The organism is Sphingopyxis sp. Soil_C_28, assembly GCF_057657055.1.
The window spans coordinates 150866-175699 of sequence record NZ_JBDGJE010000001.1 but is presented as its reverse complement, the minus strand read 5'-3'; the positions used below and the strand labels follow the sequence as shown (position 1 = coordinate 175699).

The 24834-nt window shown below is 63.9% G+C and carries 20 protein-coding genes and 1 tRNA gene; 15 read left to right on the top strand and 6 right to left on the bottom strand.

Annotation, left to right across the window (positions count from 1 at the left end; translation table 11 throughout):
* Positions 1-56 precede the first annotated feature (56 nt).
* A complete protein-coding gene (locus AC3A43_RS00805; RefSeq protein WP_487790649.1) occupies positions 57-3275 on the bottom strand; it encodes a TonB-dependent receptor in 3219 nt (1072 codons plus the stop codon).
* 174 nt (positions 3276-3449) lie between these two features.
* Here AC3A43_RS00805 and AC3A43_RS00800 point away from each other — a divergent pair, with 174 nt between their 5' ends.
* From AC3A43_RS00800 to nagE, 5 genes are all read left to right on the top strand, one after another.
* The gene (locus AC3A43_RS00800) at positions 3450-4532 is read left to right on the top strand and encodes an acyltransferase family protein (RefSeq protein WP_487790648.1); all 1083 of its coding nucleotides are present in this window, start codon (positions 3450-3452) and stop codon (positions 4530-4532) included.
* Between the two features lie 93 nt (positions 4533-4625).
* On the top strand, positions 4626-5663 hold the full coding sequence (locus AC3A43_RS00795) for an SIS domain-containing protein (RefSeq protein ID WP_487790647.1): 1038 nt from the start codon (positions 4626-4628) through the stop codon (positions 5661-5663).
* Positions 5660-6826, top strand: a complete 1167-nt coding sequence (nagA, locus tag AC3A43_RS00790; RefSeq protein WP_487790646.1) for an N-acetylglucosamine-6-phosphate deacetylase — start codon at positions 5660-5662, stop codon at positions 6824-6826. Before AC3A43_RS00795 ends, nagA begins: the two co-directional genes overlap by 4 nt.
* A gap of 46 nt (positions 6827-6872) precedes the next feature.
* The gene (gene ptsP / locus AC3A43_RS00785; RefSeq protein WP_487790645.1) at positions 6873-9365 is read left to right on the top strand and encodes a phosphoenolpyruvate--protein phosphotransferase; all 2493 of its coding nucleotides are present in this window, start codon (positions 6873-6875) and stop codon (positions 9363-9365) included.
* Positions 9362-11044 carry an N-acetylglucosamine-specific PTS transporter subunit IIBC gene (gene nagE, locus AC3A43_RS00780; RefSeq protein WP_487790644.1) on the top strand — a complete coding sequence of 561 codons (1683 nt, stop codon included), beginning with the start codon at positions 9362-9364 and terminating at the stop codon, positions 11042-11044. The genes ptsP and nagE overlap by 4 nt, the downstream gene beginning before the upstream one ends.
* Before the next feature lie 89 nt (positions 11045-11133).
* On the opposite strand, the gene AC3A43_RS00775 is transcribed toward nagE, so the two are convergent.
* The gene (locus AC3A43_RS00775) at positions 11134-11454 is read right to left on the bottom strand and encodes a DMT family transporter (protein WP_487790643.1); all 321 of its coding nucleotides are present in this window, start codon (positions 11452-11454) and stop codon (positions 11134-11136) included.
* A 389-nt stretch (positions 11455-11843) separates the two neighbouring features.
* Between AC3A43_RS00775 and AC3A43_RS00770 the strand changes: the two genes are divergently transcribed.
* The 6 genes from AC3A43_RS00770 to AC3A43_RS00745 all read left to right on the top strand — a co-directional run bounded on the left by AC3A43_RS00770 (position 11844) and on the right by AC3A43_RS00745 (position 17611).
* Entirely contained in the window at positions 11844-12503 is a 660-nt protein-coding gene (locus AC3A43_RS00770; RefSeq protein ID WP_487790642.1) for a hydrolase, read from the top strand.
* 72 nt (positions 12504-12575) lie between these two features.
* Positions 12576-13412 carry an alpha/beta fold hydrolase gene (locus tag AC3A43_RS00765; RefSeq protein WP_487790641.1) on the top strand — a complete coding sequence of 279 codons (837 nt, stop codon included), beginning with the start codon at positions 12576-12578 and terminating at the stop codon, positions 13410-13412.
* Between the two features lie 22 nt (positions 13413-13434).
* On the top strand, positions 13435-13683 hold the full coding sequence (locus tag AC3A43_RS00760) for a XapX domain-containing protein (RefSeq protein WP_487790640.1): 249 nt from the start codon (positions 13435-13437) through the stop codon (positions 13681-13683).
* A complete protein-coding gene (locus tag AC3A43_RS00755; protein ID WP_487790639.1) occupies positions 13680-15611 on the top strand; it encodes an amidohydrolase in 1932 nt (643 codons plus the stop codon). The genes AC3A43_RS00760 and AC3A43_RS00755 overlap by 4 nt, the downstream gene beginning before the upstream one ends.
* A gap of 3 nt (positions 15612-15614) precedes the next feature.
* Positions 15615-16025: a DoxX family protein gene (locus tag AC3A43_RS00750; RefSeq protein ID WP_487790638.1), complete on the top strand. Its 411-nt coding sequence runs from the start codon at positions 15615-15617 to the stop codon at positions 16023-16025.
* Complete coding sequence (locus tag AC3A43_RS00745; protein ID WP_487790637.1) at positions 16022-17611, top strand: MFS transporter; 1590 nt, start codon at positions 16022-16024, stop codon at positions 17609-17611. The genes AC3A43_RS00750 and AC3A43_RS00745 overlap by 4 nt, the downstream gene beginning before the upstream one ends.
* Positions 17612-17760: 149 nt before the next feature.
* Here AC3A43_RS00745 and AC3A43_RS00740 read toward each other — a convergent pair whose 3' ends face one another.
* Entirely contained in the window at positions 17761-18690 is a 930-nt protein-coding gene (locus tag AC3A43_RS00740) for a LysR family transcriptional regulator (RefSeq protein WP_487790636.1), read from the bottom strand.
* A 112-nt stretch (positions 18691-18802) separates the two neighbouring features.
* Between AC3A43_RS00740 and AC3A43_RS00735 the strand changes: the two genes are divergently transcribed.
* Positions 18803-19501, top strand: coding sequence for a pirin family protein (locus AC3A43_RS00735; RefSeq protein WP_487790635.1), 699 nt, complete (start codon positions 18803-18805; stop codon positions 19499-19501).
* Between the two features lie 50 nt (positions 19502-19551).
* On the top strand, positions 19552-20250 hold the full coding sequence (locus tag AC3A43_RS00730) for a pirin family protein (RefSeq protein ID WP_487790634.1): 699 nt from the start codon (positions 19552-19554) through the stop codon (positions 20248-20250).
* 417 nt (positions 20251-20667) lie between these two features.
* Here AC3A43_RS00730 and AC3A43_RS00725 read toward each other — a convergent pair.
* Positions 20668-20743: transfer RNA gene (locus tag AC3A43_RS00725), tRNA-Trp, on the bottom strand.
* A gap of 92 nt (positions 20744-20835) precedes the next feature.
* Between AC3A43_RS00725 and AC3A43_RS00720 the strand changes: the two genes are divergently transcribed.
* Positions 20836-21768 (top strand): DMT family transporter, encoded by a 933-nt coding sequence (locus AC3A43_RS00720; protein WP_487790633.1) that lies wholly within the window; start codon positions 20836-20838, stop codon positions 21766-21768.
* Complete coding sequence (locus AC3A43_RS00715; protein WP_487790632.1) at positions 21765-22400, top strand: glutathione S-transferase family protein; 636 nt, start codon at positions 21765-21767, stop codon at positions 22398-22400. The genes AC3A43_RS00720 and AC3A43_RS00715 overlap by 4 nt, the downstream gene beginning before the upstream one ends.
* Positions 22401-22779: 379 nt before the next feature.
* On the opposite strand, the gene AC3A43_RS00710 is transcribed toward AC3A43_RS00715, so the two are convergent.
* Both AC3A43_RS00710 and AC3A43_RS00705 read right to left on the bottom strand, forming a co-directional pair.
* Positions 22780-23133: a hypothetical protein gene (locus AC3A43_RS00710; RefSeq protein WP_487790631.1), complete on the bottom strand. Its 354-nt coding sequence runs from the start codon at positions 23131-23133 to the stop codon at positions 22780-22782.
* A gap of 92 nt (positions 23134-23225) precedes the next feature.
* On the bottom strand, positions 23226-24785 hold the full coding sequence (locus AC3A43_RS00705; protein ID WP_487790630.1) for a fatty acid--CoA ligase: 1560 nt from the start codon (positions 24783-24785) through the stop codon (positions 23226-23228).
* Positions 24786-24834: the final 49 nt, after the last annotated feature.

The window sequence follows — 24834 nt, the reverse complement described above, 5'->3', positions numbered from 1 at the left end:
CGTGGAAGAAAGCGGGCGCCAGCCCCAAGTGGACACAGCCGACGCCCCTTCCCCCTTTAGAAGTTCAGTCGCACGCCAAGCTGATAGCGCCGGTCGTTCTTGAACCAGGCGTTCGGCTTGAGCAGGCCGGTCGAGTCCACCTGCTGCATCAGCACGGTATCGGTGCCGAGCAGGTTCGTCGCCTCGAGGACGAATTCGATCCGTTCGGTGGCGCGCAGGCGAAGCGAGGCGTCGAGATAGCCCGTGCTCTTTTGCCAGATCGGGAAGCCGACGCAGCAGTCGATCGCGGTCACCAGATATTTGGAGCGCCAGTTATACGCGACGCGCGCCGAGACCGGGCCCTTTTCGAACATGCCGACAAGGTTGTAGCTGTGCCTGGAGACACCCTCCAGCGCTCGCGCCTTCACCGTCGAGGTGTCGTAGCTGATGCCGCCGCCGGCGGTGCCACCCGCGGTTTCATTGGTCAGATTGACCGTCTCGATCCCCTTGTTCTTCACATAGGTATAATTTGTCTGGACACCGAAACCGTCGAAGGGCGCCGGAAGGAAGTCGAAGAAGGTCTGGAAAGCGAACTCGGCGCCATAGATTGTTGCACCGTCGCCGTTCACCGGCCGGTTCACGCGAACCGACTCGGTCACGCCATTGTTGGTGACGTCGACGTTGAACGAGCCGGCCTGGATATAATCATAGAATTTCTTGTAGAAACCCGTCGCGGTGAACGAGCTCGACCGGCCAAAATAATATTCGAGCGTCAGGTCGAACTGATCGGCGGTGATCGGCTTCAACCCCGGATTGCCCGACTGACCGGTATATTGCCAGTCATAGGCGATGGCATTTCCGGCGGCATCGCGCGTGATGTTCGTATCCGACCGGTCATTGAGGTTCGGGGTCAGACGATTCACCGTCAGGAAGTTACGCAACAGACCGAAATCGGGCCGCGACATCGCCCGCGAATAGGCAAAGCGCGACACCAGTCTGTCGGACAGGTCGAACTTGATGTTGAAGCTCGGCAGCGCGTGGAAATGATTGGCCTTCGTGGTATCCGCCACCGTCGCGCCGTTGCCGAAGTTGATCTCGTTCTGTGTCACGACGCAACCCGACGTCGCCGTCGGCAGCCCCGTGCCCGGATCGGTTCCGCGCTGGCACAGCAGCCCCGCCGGTGTGAACGGGTTGGGCAAGGTCGTGGCCCCCTGCGTATCGTCGCGCGTCCAGATCAGGCGCACGCCGGCGTTGCCCGAGATGGGGATACCGCCAATCGCAAGGCTGTCGCCGCCGAACTTCACCATCGCATAGGCCGATACGGTACGTTCGCTGACGCGGTGGACTTCGCTGGGCAGGTAACAGCCAAAGGATTTTTCGATCGTCTCGCCCGACCGGTACCCGGCGCCCGAACAGACGGGATAATAATCGCCAACTCCGATGTTCGGGCGGCCGAGTGCCGCCGCGAGCTTGTCCCGGCTGGACAACATGTCCATGTTGAAAAACGAGAATGTATTGTGGTTGATCTGATTGCCGGCGAAGAAATCACCACTGAACGTGTGGAGACCGTTGCTCCCAGCCGGGTATACGGGCTTGTCGATGTTGAAATAGGGCGCCTGCGTGTACGTCCAGGTGTTCGAGATATTCGCCCAGTTATATGCGCCCCAGCGCACCGTCTGGTCACGGTCGGAATAGCGTGCGCCGACCTTGATCGCATCAAGCCAACCCGAATCGACGTCATATTCGACGTCAGCGCGTAGCGCGATTTCCTGGCCGTCGCTGTCCTCGGTATGGTCGGTGACGGCGTAGTAGAAATAATTGTTCGGATTGCTCAGCCCGCCCGCGGACAGATTGATATTCTCCGCCTGATTGGGCCGGAATTCGAGCCGCGGATATTTTCCTGTCAGGTCGACATAGGTGTCGGCAAAGGTGCGCGCGGTAACCGACGCGTTATAGTTGCTGACGCTGGCATCGACATATTGGCCGTCGAGCGTCACGCGCAACTGGTCGGTAACGTCCCAACGAAAGTTGAGGCCAAAGTCCTGCGTGATCTGCTTGTTCTTCAGCGCGTTGGCGGCGGTATCGACCTGCGGCGCGCGCTGCTGAGGGACGCAACCTTCCCATCCGTAGCAGCGATTGAAAAAAGCCTGGCCGTTCTCGTTGACGCCAAGTCCCAAATTGTCATTGCCTTCGCCAACATAAGGACGCGGCGCCGACCACCAGCCGCTAAGAAAATTGCCGTCATCGTCGAACTGGAACGGTGCAGTCCCGGTGAGCGGATTGACCAGCGTCGGATCGGTGACCTGATAGTCGCTGGGCTGGCCGTAAATGCTGAATGCGCTCGAATAGATCGCATGTTCGCGCCAGCTGTTGTTGTATTGCGAGCGGTTATACTGACCGGTCAGTTCCATGTCGCCGTCGTTCGAGCGCCATTGAAAGGCGGCCGCGACGCCATAGCGTTTCCGGTCATATTCATTGTCGCGCATGTAGATGCCGCTGGGAATATATTGCTTCCCCGGTCCGAACACGCCGTCGAAAATTGCCATACGGTCGAACTGGATGCCCTGGCTTGCGGTCACGGCGTGCGAAAAGGCGCCATTGAGCATCAAGCCAATCTCGCCGATCCCGGTTTCCCACCGGTCCGAAATGATGCCCGAGATTTCGGGCGTCGATTTCTTCGCAATGTCGCCATAGGTGTTCTTGATAGAAATCGAGATCAGGCGGCCGTCCTGGTCGAAGGGCACGCGGGTGCGCAGGTTGACGGTACCGGCGATGCCGCCCTCGACCATGTCGGCGGTCTGGTTCTTATAGGTATCGATGCCGCCGAGCAGTTCGGGGGAGATATCCTGCCAGCTGAGGCCGCGCGAGCTGTTCGCGCTGAAGGTGTCGCGGCCGTTGAATTCGGAGCGCACCTGGCTGAGGCCGCGAACGATGACGCCGGAGGGTTCGGCCGAGAAGTGCGATGTGTCGTCGGTGCCCGCGAAACGGATCACGGTGATGCCCGGAACACGCTGCAACGCTTCGGCGACCGATTTGTCAGGGAAGGAGCCGATATCCTCGGCGGTGATCGAATCAACGACCGTATCGGCGTTGCGCTTGCGGTTCTGCGCCGATTCCAGATTGGCGCGGATGCCGGTGACGACAATGTCGTCGGGATTTGCATCGTCGGCCGATACCGGCGTGGTGCTATCCTGCGCCGCGGCAGGAAGGGTGATCGCGCTCGCCAAGGCGGCAACACAGATGCCCTGAAGCAAACCGTGGCGGATCCGATATGTAGTTACAGGCCCCTGAATCATTTTTGCTTTCCCCCATCCAAACCGATCAGATTGCCTTCCCACAATCTTTATAAGACCAATTGCGTCCTTGGACTATTACCAATAGACTACAAATTCAGCACGCTGTCCATTGCAAATTTGTGGCAGCGCAAAGATGTTGCCTGAGGGGGCGACGGCGACCGGGGAGGCAAAGCCATGCGTTTGATTTCACTTGATGTGCTGAGGGGGCTGACCGTCGCCGGGATGATATTGGTCAACTCCGCCGCCGCGATGAAATATGGCGCCGAAGCCAATGTCGCGCCGATCCTGCTGCATGTCAGCTGGGAGGGACTCACGCTCGCCGACCTCGTTTTTCCGGGGTTTTTGACGATGGTCGGGATCGCCATCCCCTTTTCGATGCGCGAGGCGAAGCTCGATTCGGCGCAGCGGCGACATATCCTTGGGCGGACGGGGCGGCTGCTCCTGCTGGGTTTCATTCTCAGCAATCTTTACTGGTTTACCAGCTTCGCCTCGGGCGACTGGCGATTGTTCGGGGTGCTCCAGCGAATCGGCCTCGTCTATTGCGCCTGCGCCTTGCTCTTTCTGCTTGCGGGTTCGCGCGCGCGGATGATCATCGCCGCAGCGATCCTCGCGGCTTATTGGCCCCTGACGCTGCTTCCGTCGCTCGACGGGCTTGCGACCGATATCTGGGTGCGCGGGCACAATTTCGCAGCATCGATCGACCGGTTGTTCCTCGGCAACCACCTTTATGTAAAAGGGCCGGAGGGCTATGATCCCGAAGGGATTCTCGGCACGTTTCCCGCCATCGCGCAGGGGCTGATCGGCGTCGCAATCGGCGAAATGCTGATCCGCCGCAAAGGCCCGGCCGCCCGCCAGCTTGCCGTTGCCGGGGCCGCGATGCTCGCGGCCGGCGGTGCATGGAGCCTCATCTTTCCGATCGTCAAGGACATCTGGTCGAGCAGCTTTGTTCTCGTCACCAGCGGGATTACCATCCTTGCGCTGGCGCTTCTGCATCATTGGCTCGATCGCGAAGGCCGCAAGCCGGGCCTTGCTGCGACCGCCATGCTGGCGTTCGGCGCCAACGCAATCGCGGCTTATACGCTGCATCAGCTAACCGCGGGTGTCGTCACCTGGGATCTGCTGCTGCTGCCCTTCCGCGCGCTGCGCGAATCGCTGGGAGACCCGATCGCGTCGTTGCTGCCAATCCTCCTCTATATGTCGCTCATCTGGGCGGCGATGGAATGGCTGCGCCGCAAGGGCTGGATCGTCAAAATCTGATCGACGAAACATACGTCTTGATGAGACCTATATAACCTATATAGTACCAATACATCGAGTGGGTGCATGTCACCGATCCGGAGATTCGATCATATGACGCCGAACGCCGCTATAGACGGTCGACAGACGCTGATGGAGCAGGAAGCTGGGGAGGCAGCGGCGGCGGTCGCGGAAATGCTCGCCGCGAACCGCGACGCGTTCGCCGCGGTCGGCCGCCGCCTTCGCGCTTCGCCGCCTGCGGCGGTCGTGACCTGCGCGCGCGGTTCGTCGGATCATGCGGCGACCTATGCCAAATATCTGATCGAGACGATGACGGGAACGCCGACCGCGTCGGCCGCGCTCTCGATTGCGTCGCTTTACGATGCGCCGGCGGTGGCGGGCAATCGGTTGTGCCTGGCTATTTCGCAATCGGGGAAAAGCCCCGATCTGCTCGCCGCGGTCGAGCAACAGCGCGATGCCGGCGCCTTCGTGGTCGTGCTGGTCAACGCCGAAGGCTCACCCCTCGCAAGCCTCGCCGATGTCGCGATCCCGCTTTCGGCGGGGGTCGAACGGTCGGTGGCGGCGACCAAATCTTATATCGCCTCGCTCGCCGCGATCGCGGCGCTCGTTGCCGCCTGGGCCGAGGACACGGTGCTCGACGACGCACTGACCGCCCTGCCCGCGCAGCTTAAGCAAGCCTTTGCGCTCGACTGGTCGCCTGCTGTCGGCGCGTTCAGGGATGCGACGAACCTGTTCGTCCTCGGCCGCGGCTATGGCCTTGGCGCCGCGCAGGAAGCCGCGCTCAAGTTCAAGGAGACCTCGGGGCTCCACGCCGAGAGCTTCAGTTCCGCCGAGGTACGCCATGGCCCGATGGCGATCGTCGGCGATGCGTTTCACGTCCTCGCGCTTGGTGGCACCGACCGCGCCGCCGCAGGCGTTCGCACCGTCGCCGACGAATTTCGCGGCCGCGGCGCGACGGTCTTGCTCGCCGACCCGAAAGGCGGCGACCTGCCCGCCATCGAAGCGCATCCGGCAATCGAACCGATCCTGATGATCCAGAGCTTCTATCGCATGGCGAGCGCGCTTGCGCTGGCCCGGGGGCACAACCCCGACTCGCCTCCGCATCTCAACAAGGTTACCGAGACTTTATGATCTTTCGTTTCCATAACGGCTGGGTCGCACTGCCGACCGGTGCCGTCGGCGCGGTAGATATTGCCATCGCCGACGGCATTGTGACCAGCGCGAGGCCCGCAACGACCGCGGCCGCGGACCGGGTGATCGATCTGGACGGCGGCTGGCTGCTTCCCGGGTTTGTCGATACGCAGGTGAATGGCGGCGGCGGTGTGCTGTTCAACGATCAGGTCGATGTCGAGGCGATCGCGGCGATCGGCGCCGCGCATGCGCGGTTCGGCACCACCGCCTTCCTGCCGACGCTGATCAGCGATACCCCGGCGCAGATCGCCGCGGCGATGGCGGCGGTCGATGCCGCGATCGAACAGGGCGTGCCCGGAGTAATCGGCATCCATATCGAAGGCCCGTTCATCAATGAGGTGAAGCGCGGCATTCACGAGGCGCACCGGATCCGCCGCCTTGACGCCGATACGCTCGCGACGCTCACCGCGCCGCATCGCGGGCGCGTCATGCTGACCCTCGCACCCGAATTGTGCGACGAAGACGACATTCGCACCCTCGTCCGCCACGGCGTGATCGTGAGCGCGGGGCACAGCGACGCGACCTATGACGAGGCGCAGCGCGCGATTGCGGCAGGGCTTTCGGGCTTTACGCATTTGTTCAACGCAATGTCGCCGCTGCATCACCGCAGTCCGGGAGCAGTCGGGGCGGCGTTCGATTCCGATACCTATTGCGGTTTGATCGTCGACGACGTCCATCTGCATCCGGCGGTCGTGCGGCTGGCGGTCCATGCAAAGGGCAAGGACCGCATCATGCTGGTCACCGATGCGATGCCGAGCGTGGGCACCGACGTCAGCGAATTCACGCTGCAGGGCAAGCGCATCGCGGTGAAGGACGGCGTCTGCATTTTCGAGGATGGCACGCTCGCGGGCACGCATCTCGACATGGCATCTGCGCTCCGCAAGACCGTCGAGGTCACCGGCCTCTCCGTCCCCGACGTGTCGCTGATGGCAAGTGCGACGCCCGCGGCCTTCCTGTCATTACAGGATCGCATCGGCGCGATCGCACCGGGGCAGCGTGCCGATTGGGTATGGCTCGACCCTGCGCTAGCGCCGCGCGCCACCTGGATCGGGGGAAAGATCGTTTCGGAATCCGCACCGGACCTTGTTCAAGCCGCACAATGATACGCAAGCCGCACAACATAAGCGGCAGAAATATGGGGAAAAGCCGATGAGCTTGATCATCACCTCGCCGATCAGGGGGTGGGCAACGACGCTGGACAATGTTCCCGATCCGGTTTTCGCCCAACGCATGATGGGCGATGGGGTCGCGATCCAGCCGCTCGGCGACACAGTCGTCGCGCCGTTCGACGGCGAGGTCGTGACGCTGCACGAAGCGGGCCATGCCGTTTCGCTGCGCAGCGCCGAGGGTGCCGAGGTGCTGATCCACATCGGGCTCGACACCGTAATGCTGAAGGGCGAAGGCTTCACTCCGCTCGTGACGGTCGGCCAGACGGTATCGCGCGGCGATCCGCTGATCCGTTTCGACCTCGACGCGGTCGCGCTGTCTGCGACCAGCCTTATCACGCCCGTGATCGTGACCAACGCGGAGGCTTTTGCGATCAGCCGGCGCACGATCGACTGCGCAGTCGGCGCGTGCGAGGCACTGATGACGCTGGTGCCCGTTCGAGCCGAAGCGCGCCGGCGGTCCGACGACGGCACAATAGTCGAACAAGCCGTGACGCTGTCGCTGCCCCACGGAATTCACGCGCGCCCCGCTGCGCGTATCGGCGAAGCGGCGCGCAGCTTCGAGGCCGAAGTGCATTTGCTGAACGGCGACAAGCGCGGCGATGCCCGCAGCACCGTCGCACTGCTCGCGCTGGGCACGAAGTTCGGCGACGAGGTCGTTGTGCAGGCGCGCGGAGACGATGCCGAGGCCGCACTCGCGGCGGTCGTCGCGCTGCTCGCGACCGATATGGGCGAAGGCGCGCCAGCAATCGCGGCACCGGCGCCGGTCATCGCCGCCGAACCGCTCCGCGCCGGACAGATCGGCGGCGTGATCGCCTCGCCCGGCCTGGCGATCGGCCCGGCGGCGCGGCTGCGACAGGTCGAGATCGCGGTCGCGCGCGAGGGCCGCGGCGCCGCCCATGAACGTTCCGCGCTGATTGCCGCGCGCGGCGCGGTGCGCGAACGAATCGCAGCACGCGCCGAGGCGGCCGACGGCAGTGTCGCCGCAGTCATGCAGGCGCATCTCGCCCTGATCGACGATCCCGAACTGCTGACCGCCGCCGAAAACCGGATTGCGGCGGGACATAGCGCGGGCTTTGCCTGGCGCGGCGCGATCCACGACCAGATCGATGCGATCCGCGCGACGGGCAATGCGCATCTGATCGAACGCGTCGACGATCTCGTCGATATCGAGCGACAATTGCTCGCGACGCTGACCGGCGCGCCGATCGAGGGCGCGACGGTTCCGGCAGGTGCCATCGTCGTGGCCGAAGATTTACTGCCGTCGCAGTTGATGACGCTCGCCGCAGCGAAGCCTGCCGGCATCTGCCTCGCGCGCGGCGGCCCGACCTCGCATGTCGCGATCCTCTGCGCCGGCATGGGCCTTCCCGCGCTCGTCGCGATCGGCGATGCGCTCGATTCTGTTGAGGACGGCACGCCGTTGTTGCTCGACGCGGAGTTGGGCTTTGTCGCGGCAAGCCCCTCGCCCGCCGACGCCGATGCGTTCGTGGCGCGGCTTGCGAAGCGCGACGCGCGGCGCGAGGCAGCTCAGGCAGCCGCGAAAGACGCGTGCCACAGCGCCGACGGCACGCGCATCGAAGTTTTCGCCAACATCGGCACGGTTGAAGATGCAGCGATCGCCGCGGCGCAAGGTGCCGAAGGATCGGGTCTTGTCCGTAGCGAGTTCCTCTTCCTCGATCGCGAGACGGCCCCCTCGGAAGACGAGCAGTTCGCCGCCTATCAAGGGATCGCCGACGCGCTGGCGGGAAAACCCGTCATTATCCGTCTGCTCGACATCGGGGGCGACAAGCCCGCCGCCTATATCCCGATTGCCCGCGAGGAAAATCCGGCGCTCGGCCAGCGCGGCATCCGCGTTGCACTCGCCCGGCCCGACCTGCTCGAAACGCAAATCCGCGCGATCCTTCGCGTCGAGCCCGTGGGCCAGTGCAAGATCATGATCCCGATGGTCGCGGGCATCGACGAGTTAAGGCATGTCCGTGCGCTCGTCGACCGCTTGCGCGGCGAGATGGAAATCGCGGCGCCGGTCGAAGTCGGAGTGATGGTCGAAACGCCCGCCGCGGCGATGACCGCCGACCTGCTTGCCGTCGAGGCCGACTTCCTCTCGATCGGCACCAACGACCTCACCCAATATGTGCTCGCGATGGATCGCGGCAATCCGGCTGTCGCAGCCGGTGTCGATGCGATGCACCCTGCGGTGCTCCGCATGATTGGCGAAACTTGCCGCCTCGCGACCGCGCGCGGGCGCTGGGTCGGCGTGTGCGGCGGGCTCGCCTCCGATCCCGCCGCGCTGCCGATCCTTGTCGGGCTTGGCGTCACCGAATTATCCGCCGTCCCCGGCTTCGTCGCCGAGGCGAAGCAGATCGTGCGCGGGCTGACCCTGATCGAAGCACGCGCGCATGCCGAGCTCGCGCTGCAATGCAAGTCGGCGTCCGAGGTTCGCGCGCTGGCCCGCGCATTCGAGGAGACACGGCGATGAGAAAGATGCTCGAAGCGCTCCAGCCGCTGGGCCGCGCACTGATGTTGCCGATTGCGGTGCTGCCGATCGCGGGCCTGCTCCTGCGCATCGGCCAGCCCGACCTGCTCGACATCGCTTTCATCTCGGCAGCGGGCGCGGCGATCTTCGACAATCTGGGAATCCTCTTCGCGATTGGCGTCGCGGTCGGCTTTGCGCGCGACGGCAATGGCGCCGCGGCGCTCGCGGGCGTGGTCTGCTATCTGGTCACGACGACCGGCGCGCAGACGTTTCTGACAGCACCGCCCGACGTTGGCGCGGGATGGCCCGAGCCGGCAGCGGCGCTCGCCGCCAAGAATTGGACGCTGACCCAGATCGACAAGCTCGAGGTGCCCATCGGCATTTTGTCGGGACTGATCGGCGGCAATTTTTACAACCGTTTCGCGACGATCGCGCTACCCGAATATCTCGCCTTCTTCGGCGGGCGGCGCTTTGTGCCCATCGCCAGCGGTGTCGCCGGGCTGCTGCTCGCGGCCGTCCTCGGCTATGGCTATGCGCATATCAGCGGCGCGATCGATGCGGCGAGCCGCACGGTGGTCGAGAGCGGAGGCACCGGGCTGTTCGTCTATGGCGTGCTCAACCGGCTGCTGATCGTCACCGGGCTGCACCATATTATCAACAACGCCGCCTGGTTCGTCGTCGGCGATTTCGAAGGCGCAACGGGCGATCTTCGCCGCTTCTTTGCGGGCGACCCCAATGCAGGGGCGTTCATGAGCGGGTTCTTCCCCGTGATGATGTTCGGCCTGCCCGCCGCATGCCTCGCCATGTATCACGAAGCGCGGCCCGAACGGCGCAAGGCGGTCGGCGGGATGCTCTTCAGTCTTGCCTTCACCAGCTTCCTCACCGGGGTGACCGAACCGATCGAGTTCACCTTCATGTTCGTCGCGCCGCTGCTTTACGCGATCCACGCCCTGCTGACGGGCGCTTCAATGGCGTTGATGAACGCGCTCGACGTCAAGCTGGGCTTCGGTTTCTCGGCGGGATTGTTCGACTATGTTCTGAACTTCAGCCTCGCGACCCGGCCTTGGCTGCTGCTGCCGATTGGGGCGGTCTATGCGCTGCTCTATTACGGCCTGTTCCGTTTCTTCATCCGCCGTTTCGATCTGACGACGCCCGGACGCGAGAAGGGCGAGGTCGCCGAAACTGCAACGCAATCGGCCGGTAGCGCCCGTGGCAACGCGTTCGTGACGGCGCTCGGCGGGGCCGCCAATCTGGTCAGCGTCGATGCCTGCACGACGCGCCTCCGCCTGATCGTCGCCGACCAGCGTGCGATCGACGACACCGCGCTTTCTGCGCTCGGCGCGCGTGGTATTATCCGTCCGTCCGAAAAGGCGACGCAGGTCGTCCTCGGACCGATCGCCGATCTGGTCGCCGAGGAAATCCGCGGCGCCCTGGCGTGGAGCGGTGGGGCTGCGGCGGCGACAATGATCCCGATCGTCGCCGGCAGGTCCGGCGCCTCGGCGCTCCCCGCTGAGGTCGTCGGCGCGCTCGGCGGCGACGCAAATGTGCGCACGGTCCACGCGCTTCATGGCCGCTACCGGGTCGAACTCGCCGACGCAACACGCATCGACGAAGGCGCGATCGCGCGACTGACCCACGGCATCGTCCGCCCGCAGCCCGATATTTGTCACATCCTGTTATGACATAGGGCGGCGGCCTTCCCGCCGCTCGCCCTTGGCGCTCGCCCGACCGCTCGTGGAGCTTTCGGGCGGGCGCCGCTTCCCCACCAGACTCAAGCCGGCGACGACAGCTTCATCAGCACCAACCCGCCGACGATCAGCAAGGCGGCGGCGATCCGCATCGCATTCGCCTGTTCGCCGAGGACGAAGACGCCGACAAGGAACGCGCCGACCGCCCCGATTCCGGTCCATATGGTATAAGCGGTGCCGAGCGGCAGCGACTTCATCGATAGCGAGAGCAAGGCGAAACTCGCGATCATCGCGACAAGCGTGACAAGCGACGGGCCGAGTTTCGAGAAGCCTTCCGATTGCTTCATCGAAAAGGCCCACACGACTTCGAGCACACCCGCAATGGCAAGATAAATCCAGGCCATGACAGCCTCCTTCAAAGGCCGCCGGGCCGTCCCGGACTTGAAAGCCCGCGCAGCGCGCAGGCGAGGACGTGGCCTCTTCGTGACGACCTGACAGGGCCGACAGGACCCTGCTATAGCTCCAAGTAATCGAAATATACAGCGTGACTTGTGGCCTTGACGCCAGGTCTTTTTGAACCCGCTCTTTGAACGATCGCGCGATGCGGCGCAGAGTGCTTGCCAGTCGAAGGTCGACCCGTTTCGCTCCATGTGCCGGGCGGCCTGCGCAATCTTTTCAGCTTTTTCGAACGTACTGAATAATTTTATCGGCCTGTTTCGCACAAATCGCCGGGCGTAAACCCGTCTCAGCCCGAACGGATCGGGACCGGCCTTTTCAAATAGGAGTGTCAGCCATGTCGATCAAAGCCACCCCGACCCCCGCCAAAGCATTGCTGGACCCCGGCAACCACGCGTTGGTTCTCATCGATTTCCAATCGCAGATGGCGTTCGCCACCAAATCGATCGCCCCTGAACTGCTGCGTAACAATGCCGCGCTCATTTCGAACGGCGCGGCGGGTTTCAATGTTCCGACCATCCTGACGACGGTCGCCGAAAAGAGCTTTTCGGGCCCGATGTTCAGCGAAATCACCGACGCCTTCAACGGTCAGGCGATGCTCGATCGCACGAGCATGAACAGCTGGGAAGATGCGGGCGTGATCGATGCGGTAAACAACATCGGCACGGACCGCCTCGTCTTCGCCGGCCTCTGGACGTCGGTCTGCATTGTCGGCCCCGTGCTGTCGGCGATCGAACAGGGTTTCGAGACTTATGTCATCACCGACGCCAGCGGCGACATTTCGGAAGAGGCGCATGAGCGCGCCGTCGAGCGGATGGTGCAGGCTGGCGCTACGCCGATCACCTCGCTGCAATATCTGCTCGAACTGCAGCGCGATTGGGCGCGCGGTGAGACCTATGGGCTGACCACGGGCATCGCGGCCAAATGGGGCGGTGCCTATGGCCTGGGCATCACCTATGCCAAGTCGATGTTCGGCGCCTCCGAAGGCGGCCATTAAACCAGCCCATGGCCGGATCCATCGGGTCCGGCCACACTGAAGTCCACTCCCCATCTGCCGAAGGATCATCTCATGAGCTATGTTACCACCACGGACGGCGTCGAAATCTTTTACAAGGATTGGGGTCCGAAGGATGCCCAGCCGATCGTTTTCCACCACGGCTGGCCGCTGTCGTCGGACGACTGGGACGCGCAGATGCTCTTTTTCCTCGCGAACGGCTATCGCGTTGTCGCACACGACCGCCGCGGCCACGGCCGTTCGGCGCAGGTGAGCGACGGCCATGACATGGATCATTATGCGGCGGACGCTGCGGCCGTGATGGAACATCTCGACCTCAAAAATGCGGTGCATATCGGCCATTCAACCGGCGGCGGCGAAGTCACCCGCTATGTCGCACAGCACGGCATCCCGCAGGGCCGCGTTGCCAAGGCGGTGCTGGTATCGGCGGTGCCGCCGATCATGCTCAAGACCGAAGCCTATCCGGGCGGCCTGCCTAGGGAGGTGTTCGACGGCCTGCGCAGCGCCCTCGCCGCCAATCGGGCCGAATTCTTCCACGACCTGCCGGCAGGACCCTTCTATGGCTTCAATCGTCCCGATGCCAGGGTAATGCCGGCAGTCGTCGACAATTGGTGGCGCCAGGGCATGATGGGAAGCGCGAAGGCGCATTATGATGGCATCAAGGCTTTTTCGGAAACCGACCAGACCGAAGACCTGAAAGCGATCACCGTGCCGACGCTCGTGCTGCACGGCGATGACGACCAGATCGTTCCTTACAAGAACGCCGGAGTGCTCTCGGCCGAGATCCTGCCGAACGCAACGCTCAAAATCTACGCTGGATTCCCGCACGGCATGCTCACCACCCATGCGGATGTGATCAACCCCGACCTGCTCGCCTTTGTGAAGGGCTGACCGACGAGAGGGAGGACGGACAATGAAACTCTACCTTGTGTCGCTCGGCGCCGGACTGCTGGTTGGCGTCGTCTACAGCCTGCTCGGCGTCCGTTCTCCCGCCCCGCCGATCGTCGCCCTCGTCGGGCTGGCTGGCATTCTCGTCGGCGAGCAGCTGGTACCGATCGTCAAGCGCCTCGCCGATCGCCCGGAGCTAGTCCGCTTTGTCCGCGAAGATTGCGCCAGCCATGTGCTCGGTGCCCGCCCCGCCAATAAGGATCGCGACGCATGAATCCCATCACTCGCCGTCAGGCGCTCGCTGGTGCCGCCATGACCGCCCTTCTCACCGCATCGGAAAGCTTCGCCATGAGTTCCAAGGACCTGATCATCGTCAACGCCAAGGTGACCACGCTCGACCGGGCAAACCCGGTCGCCGAAGCGGTTGCGATCCGCAATGGCAAGTTCCTGAGCGTCGGCAGCGAGCAGTCGGTGCGCGGCGCGGCCGGACCCGACGCCGACGTCATCGACGCGAAGGGCCGCCGATTGATCCCGGGGCTGATTGACAGCCACATTCACGTCATCCGCGGTGGGCTCAATTATAATATGGAACTGCGCTGGGACGGCGTTCCCAGCCTCGCCGATGCGATGGCGATGCTCAAGAAGCAGGCCCAGAATACGCCCCCGCCGCAATGGGTGCGCGTCGTCGGCGGCTTTACCGAGCATCAGTTTGCCGAAAAGCGGCTGCCGACATTGGACGAAATCAACGCCGCGGCGCCCGATACGCCGGTGTTCATCCTGCATCTCTATGACCGTGCGCTGCTCAACGCTGCCGCGCTGCGCGTCGTCGGTTATACCAAGGACACGCCGAACCCGCCGGGCGGCGAGATTGTTCGCGATGCCGCGGGCAATCCGACGGGATTGCTGCTGGCGCAGCCCAATGCAGTGATCCTCTACTCGACCCTCGCCAAGGGGCCGAAGCTTCCCGAAGAGTATCAGGTCAATTCGACCAAGCATTTCATGCGCGAGCTCAATTCGCTCGGCGTCACCAGCGTTATCGATGCGGGCGGCGGTTTCCAGAATTATCCCGACGATTATCAGATCATCGAAAAGCTGCACAAGGACGGCGAGATGACCCTGCGCATCGCGTATAATCTCTTCACGCAAAAGCCGAAGGAAGAGCTGAAGGATTTCGCCACCTGGTCGACGCAGGTCAAGCCTGGCGACGGCGACGATACCTATCGCCACAATGGCGCGGGCGAAATGCTCGTCTATTCGGCGGCGGATTTCGAGGATTTCCGCGTCGAACGCCCCGACATGCCCGCCAGCATGGAAGCCGATCTCGAACCCGTCGTGCGCCTGCTTGCCGAACGTAAATGGCCGTGGCGGCTGCACGCAACCTATGACCAGACGATTTCGCGCGCGCTTGACGTGTTCGAGAAAGTGAACCGGGATATCCCGCTGTCAGGCCTCAACTGGTTCTTCGACCACGCCGAGACGATCAGCGAACGCAACATCGACCGGATCGCGGCATTGGGCGGTGGCATCGCGGTTCAGCACCGTATGATGTTCCAGGGCGAATATTTCGTCGAACGCTATGGCGCCAAGGCCGCCGAGGCGACCCCGCCGATCAAACGGATGATGGAAGCCGGCATTCCCGTCGGAGCAGGCACCGACGCAACGCGCGTCGCAAGCTATAATCCATGGGTTTCGCTGTCGTGGCTGGTTACCGGAACGACGCTGGGCGGCACAACGATCTATCCGGTCCGCAACCGGCTCGACCGCGAGACGGCGCTGCGCCTGTGGACCGAGAAAAACACCTGGTTCTCCAACGAGGTGGGCAAGAAGGGGCAGATCAAGGCGGGGCAACTCGCAGACCTCGCGATGCTGTCGGACGATTATTTCAACGTCGCCGAAAGCGAGATCGTCCACCTCCGGTCGGTGCTGACCATTCTTGGCGGCAAGGTCGTGCATGGCGAGGGCGACTATGGCTCCATTGCGCCCGCGCTGCCCAAACCGATGCCCGACTGGTCGCCCGTGGCGACCTTCGGCGGCCACTACCGCCGCCCCGAGGGTGCGCAGAAAATGGCTTCGGCCTGCGGCTGCGCTTCCTCCTGCGCTGTTCACGGCCACGACCATGCCGCGGCGCTCGGCGCCCATGCGCCCGCCGCCGACGTCCAGAGCTTCTGGGGCGCGTTCGGCTGCGGCTGCTGGGCGGTCTGAGCGATGATGACCCCCGTACCCATCGCCCGTCTGCTCGGCGACAATCGCTTCGCGGTCCTTGCCGCATCCCTGCTCACTCTGCCTTATTGGACCAGCGGCTTTGCCAAACTGCTCGACCTTGGTGGAGCGCTTGGCGAAGCGCGGCATTTCGGGCTGGAACCTGCGACGCTTGTCGTCGCCGCGACGATCCTCATCCAGATCGGCGGTTCGCTGCTGGTCATCGTCGGCCGGCAAGCATGGCTCGGCGCTGGCGCGCTCGGGGTTTTCACCACCATAGCGACGGTCATTGCGCACCCGTTTTGGCAGATCGCCGACCCCATCGCCCGTTTCCACGAGCGCAACACGTTCCTCGAGCATGTCGGCCTCGTCGGCGGACTGATGCTCGCGGCGATCCTGCGCGGCGACAAGCCATGACCGCCGCGACCGCGCGGACACAAGCCAAAGGGCCGCTCGCCAGTCCGATGTTCCGCGCGCTGTGGATCGCCACGATCGTGTCGAACATCGGCACCTGGATGCACGATGTCGGCGCCGGGTGGCTGATGACCTCGCTGTCGCCCGACCCGCTGATGGTCGCGCTCGTGCAGGCGGCGACGACATTCCCGATGTTCGCGCTGGCGCTCCCCGCCGGGGCGCTGGCCGATATCGTCGACCGGCGGCGACTGCTGATCGGCGCGCAGCTGTTCGGGCTTGTCGCGGCCGCCGCGCTTGCCGCGATCACGTTCGCGGGATTCACCGACGCGTGGATATTGCTGCTGTTCACCGCCGCGATCGCGATAGGCGCCGCTTTCTCCGCGCCCGCATTCCAGGCGATTGTGCCCGAACTCGTCCCCGGTCCGGCGTTGCAGCAGGCGGTCGCGCTCAACTCGCTCGGCATCAATATCGCGCGGGCGATCGGCCCCGCGCTTGGCGGCGTCATCATCGCCGCATCGGGGCCCGCCGCCGTCTTTGCAGTCAACGCCCTGTCGGTCCTCGCCGTGCTGACCGTTCTGTATCGCTGGCAACGGCACGCCCCCGATCGACATCTGCCCGCCGAGCATATGGTCGGCGCGATGCGCGCGGGCCTGCGTTATGCGATGCGAGCGCCCGAACTGCAGGTCGTCCTCATCCGTTCGGTTGGCTTCTTTCTTTTCGCGAGCGGCCTGTGGGCGCTGCTGCCGATCATCGCGCGGCGCAACCTGGGGCTGGGCCCGGCGGGCTATGGCGGTTTGCTGACCTTCATGGGGCTCGGCGCGATCGCCGGCGCGGTGATCATGCCCCGGCTGCGAGGCCGGCTGAGCGCCAACAAGATTACGCTGGGCGCGTCGATCCTGCTCGCGGCTGCCATGGCGGGCCTGTCGCTCGCGGTCGATTTCTGGACCGCGTCGGCGGCGCTCTTTGTCGGCGGTCTGGCGTGGATCGCGATGATGGCGTCGCTGAACGGCGGCGCGCAGGCGACATCGCCCGCCTGGGTCAAGGCGCGCGCGCTCGCAATCTATCTCCTCGTCTTTCAGGGATCGATGACCGCCGGATCGACCTTGTGGGGATCGGTGGCTTCCGGGATCGGGGTGCCGACCACCTTGCTCGCCGCCGCAGCGCTGCTCGTCGCTGTCAGTCTGGTTCTCGCGTGGCGCTTCCCGCTCGATGGTGCAAGCCGCCTCGACCTTGCACCGTCAGCGCACTGGCCGGCCCCGATCGTCGATGGGGACATCGAACAGGACAGCGGCCCGGTGCTGGTGACGATCGAATATCGCGTCGATCCCGCCAAGGTACCGGACTTCTTCGCCGCGATGGAAGCAATGCGCCGGATCAGACGTCGCGACGGGGCAATCCACTGGGGAGTCTATGAGGACACCGCGCAGCCCGGCACGGTCATCGAGACTTTCACCGTCGAGAGCTGGCTCGAGCATCTGCGGCAGCATGACCGGGTCACCAACGCCGACCGCGTACTGCAGGAAACATTGCGCGATTTCCATGCGGGCGACACGCCGCCGATCGCGCGCCATTTCATTACCCGGCGTTGATGCGTTCCGCGCTGCTTCTGGTCGCGCTCGCCCCGTTCGCTGCGCAGGCGCAGGACGTCGAACAGACCAACCTTCACTATGACGAGGATTGGTCCTTGGGTCAGCGCGCGCACGATCCGCATGGCGGGCACCGAGGCGATGCTCAAATATTAAAGATCGATCATCCCCGCGAGTTCGGCGTCATCGCTGCCCAGCGCGACAAATTGTTCGAGCAGCCAGGACGCTGCCGGACCCGGCGGTGAATCGCGGCGCCAAACACCCGCAAAGCGGTATGTTCCGCCGGGATGATCGGGCATAGCGAGCTGGATCAATGTGCCGGCGACGAGATCGGATTCGATCATCGGCAGCGGCATATTGCCCCAGCCGATCCCCTCACGAAGCAACGCATGCTTTGCACCAAGGTCGGCGAGGCGCCAGGTTTTCGGACTCATCACCGAATAGTCCCGCCCTTCGGTAAAGCGCGAGCGGTCGGTGAGCACAAGTTGTGTGTAATTGCGCCCTGCACCGGGGGGGATGCGATCCATCCGGCCGAGCGGATGATCGGGCGCCGCCACCGGGACCATCGGTGTCGACCCGGCGGCAATACATTCGACACCCTCGACACCCGCCGCCAGCGGGCCTGAGATGCCGACGATCGCTTTGCGGTCAAGGATCATCGCGGTGATCGCGCCCAAGGCCTCAACATGCAATCGGAGCTGGACCGTCGGAAACTCGGCGGCAAAAGCGCGCAGCACTTTGCCGAGCCGTTCGGCGGGCAGCATCACATCGACCGCAAGATCGATCTCGGCCTCCAGCCCGTCGAGCAGCCCCTTCACCTTCGCGCGCAGACCGTCGATCCCGTGCGAGATCGACCGCGCTTCGGCGAGCAGCGCCCGGCCGGCAACGGTAAGCTGGGGCTTGCGCGTGCCCTCGCGCTCGAACAGTGTCAGCCCAAGCTGCGCCTCGAGGTTGGTGATACCGTAGCTGATCACCGAGACCGCGCGATTGAGCCGCCGCCCGGCCGCCGCGAAACTGCCCGTATCGACGATCGCGAGGAAGATGCGCAACTGATCGAAGGTCGGGGTTCCCGGATTGTTCACTTTTCTATTTCCTCGAACGTTTCGGCAAATTTTATCCCACTGATCATGATGGGCCGCAATGGCTAAATCCTCTCCAACGGCGCCGCTTCCGGCGCGACGATGGAGACAGACGATGATCGAACTTCGCCCTTTCGACAGCCTTGGCGGTGCCAACCATGGCTGGCTCGACGCCAAACATCATTTTTCGTTCGGCGGCTATCATGACCCCGCGCGGACAAGCTGGGGCAATTTGCGTGTCTGGAATGACGACACGATCGAACCGCAGACCGGCTTTCCGCCGCACCCGCATCGCGACATGGAAATCATCACCTATGTCCGCGAAGGCGCGATCACGCATCAGGACAGCCTTGGCAACAAGGGCCGCACCGAAGCCGGCGACGTCCAGGTGATGAGCGCCGGCACGGGCATCCGTCATTCGGAATATAATCTGGAAGATGTGACCACCAAGATCTTCCAGATCTGGATCGTCCCGACGCGTGACGGCGAAGCGCCGCAATGGGGTGCCAAGCCGTTTCCCAAGGGCGAGCGCTCGGGCCAGTTCGTCACGCTCGCGTCGGGCTATGACAATGACAATGACGCGCTGCCGATCCGGACCGACGCGCGCGTCGTTGGTGCAACGCTGCGGGCCGGCGAGACGGCGGAATATCTGTTGGGCAAGGACCGCAAGGCCTATCTGGTGCCCGCAACGGGTGCGATCCAGATCGACGATGTTCGTGTCAACGCCCGCGACGGCGCTGCGATCAGCGACCTCGATGTCGTTCGCATCACAGCGATCGAGGACAGCGAAATCGTCCTCGTCGACGCCGCCTGAACCAGACCGGAGCGCCGCCCGACCGGGGGCGCTCCGTACAGGAGAGTAGCATGATCAGCTTCAGGGACCGCGGCGCTCGTGGCCGCCATCAGGGCGGACAGATCGACGCACGCCACAGCTTTTCCTTTGCGGATTATAATGACCCGCAGCACATGGGTTTTCGAGACCTGCGCGTGCTCAACGAGGACCGCATCGTCCCCGGCGCAGGGCTGCCCGAACATAGCCATCGGGACATGGAAATCGTGACGATCGTGCTGAAAGGCTCGGTCGAGCATCGCGACGACCTCGGCAATGCCGCGCTGATCCAGGCGGGCGAAGTGCAGCGGATGAGCGCCGGGACGGGCATCCGCCACAGCGAGCGCAATCCCAGCCCCGACGAACGCACCCATCTGCTTCAGATCTGGATCATTCCCGCCGAAATCGGAGGCGCGCCGTCCTATGAACAAAAGTCCTTTGCATCGAACAAGGCCCGCAACCGCTGGATCACCATCGCGAGCAGCGACGGGCGCGACGGATCACTGACGCTGCGGCAGGATGCCTCGATGGAGAAGGCGCAACTCGACGAGGGCGCCGCGCTCAAGCGCGAACTTGATGCCGCCCGCGGCTATTGGGTCCAGGTCGTCTCCGGAATCATCGGGCTCAACGGAACTGAAATGCGCGAAGGCGATGGCGCCGCCGTTACTTCGGAGGATATGCTCGCCATTGAGGCAGAAACCGAGGCCGAGGTCCTGCTGATCGATCTCGCCTGATCGAACGGCGAGATCGCGCGTTTTTGGCTGAATATCAAGCGAGAAACTTTCAGTAGGCGGCCGTTATCTCATCCCTCTTGCTTCGAGGTCGTCCAGGGGACCAGAGCAAAGCGGACGGAGAAATTGCAGATTTTGGTGTAGGACTCGAACCCATATCCGAAGCGCCATAAATTTGCCCCTCGTCCCCTCAACGCTCTCTAGAACCTGCCGATTCGAACCGAATGCGATTTGAGAGTTTGCGGGTGGATATCTGGACTGTTCATCTGCCTATCAACAAATCGCGACGGCAAGGCTGATGCGGGAGACCGGCCAGAGACGTCGTAAGACGTTCTGGGAGCTCCTGAGGCAAGCTTTTCGGAGGATTTCGAGCGATGGAGATGGGACGCCCCGGGACAGGTCAGGGCGCGATGGGCCGGCTGGCAGGGGCAGTAAGACTCGAACTTACGACCCTCGGTTTTGGAGACCGATGCTCTACCAACTGAGCTATACCCCTAGGCCGGAGTGCGCCACTAGCCCGATTGACGAGGCGGGGCAAGAGGGATGACGGGTTGCGTGCGCGGGCCGGGCTGATATGCGCAATTTCGCATGAACGGCGCTCCATCATCCGCAGCCCCGCAAAACTACCTGGGCGGCATCGGGCTGCGGCTTCTGGCGATGGTCAGCCTGTCGCTGATGTTCGTGCTGGTCAAAATGATCGACACGGCGGGCATCCATATCGTCGAGAGCCTGTTCTGGCGGCAGGCGCTGGTGCTGCCCTTCCTGCTTGTCTGGGTCATGGCGACCAGCGGGCTTTCGTCGCTGAGAACGACCCGAATCGGCGCGCACGGCCGACGTATGCTGATGGGGCTGACCGGAATGGCGTGCAATTTCGGCGCGATGATACTGCTGCCCATGGCCGAGGCGACGACGATCAGCCTGTCGGTGCCGATTTTTGCGGTGATATTTGCAGCCCTGCTGCTCGGGGAGGCGACGGGGTGGCAGCGGTGGAGCGCGGTGATCATCGGATTTGTCGGCGTGCTTGTCGTGCTCAACCCGATCGCGAGCTTCGCGGGCGGGTTCGGCGGCGAGCATGGCGTCGGCACGGTCGTCGCGCTGACCGGCGCGATCATGACTGCGCTCATCACGATTGCGGTCCGCGACCTTGGCCGCACAGAAAATGCCGCGACAATCGTTTTCTGGTTCAGCCTGCTGTCGATGATTCCGCTCGGCATCGCCCTGCCCTTTGTCATCACGGCGCATAGCGGCCCCCAATGGTTGCTGCTCGTCGGGCTCGGTTTCCTCGGCGCGATCGTCCAGATGTCGCTGACCGGCGCGCTGCGCCTCGCGCCGGTGTCGGTCGTGATCCCGATGGATTATTCGAGCCTGTTGTGGGCAATTGCCGCGGGCTGGTGGTTCTTTGGAACCCTGCCCGCCGACACGACATGGGTCGGCGCGCCGCTGATCGTCGCGTCGGGCCTGTTCATCGCCTGGCGCGAACATCGCCGCCATATTGCCCGCCCGAAGGAAGTCGCCGCATGACGCATGAAGATATTCGGCCAATCCTCTATCACTGCCCCGACGCCCGCTCGCTGCGCTGCCTGTGGGCGGTCGAAGAGGTGGGGATCGACGTCGACCTGCGCCTGCTGAAATTCCCGCCGCGGGCGTTCGAGCCCGACTATCGCGCGGTGAACCCCCTGATGACGATTCCCGGGTGGGTCGAGGACGGACGGCTGATGACCGAATCGGCAGCGATCTGCGAACGCATCGCCGAGGGGACGCCGCTTGAGGTGCGCCGCGAGGAGGGCGATTATTGGGCGTGGCGCAACTGGTTGCATCGCAGTGACGCGACGCTGACCTTTCCGCTCGCAATCATGATCCGCTACACGCGCGTCGAGCCCGAGGAACGGCGGCTCGCGCAGGCGGTCGCGGATTACAAAGCCTTTTTCGGCGGCCGCGCAAAAAGCATCGAGGCGGCGCTGGCCGACGGGCGCGAATGGCTGGTCGCGGGGCGCTTCACGATCGCCGATATCGTGATCGGCTACGCCGCCTTCCTCGCGACGACGCTGGGCGCCGACGATGTGCTGGGCGATGCCACAAAGGCTTGGCTGGGCCGGTGCACGGCGCGCGAGGGATTCCAGCGCGCGCGGGAGCGCCAGAAACCGGCCGCTTAACAAAAAAGGGCTCCACCATAAGGTGAAGCCCTCCATGTTCCTCGTGCATGGGTTGCACTGACGAGGAAAACTCATCGGCCTTTCGGGGTGTAGGTCGCGTGAAAGGCCGAATGTGGGGCGAATTTATGCGGCGCCTCAGAGGTTGGCTTTCAAATTCTCACACGTCGGGCGCTGGGGTGGATTTACGATTTCAGGCGGCTTTGGGTTGGGAAGCGGACCTTTTTATTCTCCCTATCGCGCAGCGATGGGGGGGGGGACCGTCCGCGAAGCGGATGGTGGAGGGGCAGCAACGTCGGCTCCATCGCCCCTCCGTCAGCGCTTCGCGCTGCCACCTTCCCATGGCTTCGCCACAGGGAGGATTGAAGCCCACAATTGGTCGTTAGTCGCCATCCCCTCCCGATCGGGACCCGGCTGGGGAAGGATCGGTACGCGCGCGGCGCCAGCGAAGCCCGATCATCAGGACGAAGGGCCAGAAGATCGTATTGACCAGGTCGAGCGCGCTGTCGGGCATCCGCCAGGTGCCATGGGCAATGCGGTCGGCGACTTCTTTTGCGATCGCCGCCGCCAGGACGAACAGGAATGGGGTCCATGTCGCGAGCGAACGCCGGGTCGCGACGCGGGCGAGAAACAGGATGACCATGCCGCCGTGGACATGCAGCAGGCTGTCCGAAGCGCCCGTACTCATGCCCAGCGCCGCGCTCAGCGGGCGGTAGAAGTCGATAAGGCTTTCCATCGGCGCACGCTAAAGCACCGGCCAAATGAACCTGTCGTTACCGGCCGCCACGCCCGTCCCCCAGCACGTGCCGGCACCGAAACCTCACCCGCTCAGTTGACCATCCGCGCATAGCCCTCCCAATAGGGCGCACGCAGGTCCTTGCGCAGGATCTTGCCGCTGGCATTTCTTGGCAACGCTTCGATCACGTCGATACTGCGCGGGCATTTGAACGGCGCGATGCGGTCGCGCGCCCAGGCGATGATGTCGGATTCGTCGACCGTGGCGCCGGGTTTCGCCACGACGACGGCCTTCACCGCCTCGCCCCATTTTTCGTCGGGGATGCCGAATACCGCGACTTCCTGTACCGCGGGGTGCCCGAAGATCGCGCTTTCGACTTCGGCCGGATAGACATTCTCGCCGCCCGTGATGATCATGTCCTTCATCCGGTCGTGGATGAAAAGATAGCCGTCCTCGTCGAGGTAACCCGCATCGCCGGTGCGGATCCAGCCGTCGTCGGTCATCGTATTGGCGGTCGCGTCGGGCAGGTTCCAATATCCCAGCATATTGTTCGACGAGCGCGTGACGACCTCGCCCACCGCGCCCGTCGGGACGGATTCGCCGTCGGGTCCAAGGATAGCGATTTCGACCCCGGGAAGCGCCTTGCCCGCCGAACGCATGCGCGCATTGCCTTCGGGATCATGGTCCTCGGGCGGCAGCATCGAGATGGTGCCGGTGGTTTCGGTCATGCCATAAGCCTGAATAAACTGCGCGCCGAACATCTTGATACACTGGCGCAAGAGGTCGAGCGGGATCGGGGCGGCGCCATAGAGGATATATTTGAGCCGGCCGTAATCGACGCTGGCGCAGCGCGGGTGCATCAGCAGCATCTGCAACGCCGCAGGGACGATGAAAAAGCGAGTGACGCCGTGCTGTTCGACCGCGTCGAACACGCCGTCGGGATTGAATTCGGCAAGAATCACGCCCGGCAGCCCCGAAACCAGCGCCATGATGCCAAGGCCGGTGCCCCCGATATGCGCGCAGGGCATCGCGACCAGCACCGCCTCATCATCTTCCCATTTGGTATACGCCAGATCGCTGTCGGCCGAATTCTTGCGCAGCGCGAAGAGGTTGTGGTTCGACAGCACGGCGCCCTTGGGGTTTCCTGTGGTGCCCGAGGTATAGAGTTGCAGCACCGCGTCGTTGGCGGACGAAGGATCGAACACGGCGCGCGGCGTCGCCTCTATCATCGCACGCGCTTCGGCCGCGCCGACGATCGCGGGGGCATTTTGCAGCTTGCCCGCAAGTTGATCGGCCAGCGTTTCAAACCCCGGCCCGGCGAAGACCATTTTCGCCTGCGTATCGTTGACGATGAAGACCCATTCGGTCGGCGACAGGCGCCAGCCGATCGGCGCCATCACGATTCCCGCACGCGCCGCACCGTAGAAGAGGGTGAAATAGAGATCGCTGTTCTTGCCGATCCACGCGATGCGGTCGCCCTTTTGCAGCCCCGCCGCGATCAGCGCGGAGGCCACGCGCGCGGTCCGGTCGTCGAGTTCGGCATAGGTAAAGACGCGCCCCTCCTCGCGGAGCGCCACCCGGTCGGGGCGCTCGCTGGCCCAGTGGGTCAGAAATTCGTCAAATGTAAAAAGCTCCGAAACATCGCGGCCCATCGGCTCTCTCTCCTCGAATCGCATCTCTTTCGTGCAATTGCGGCGAGGC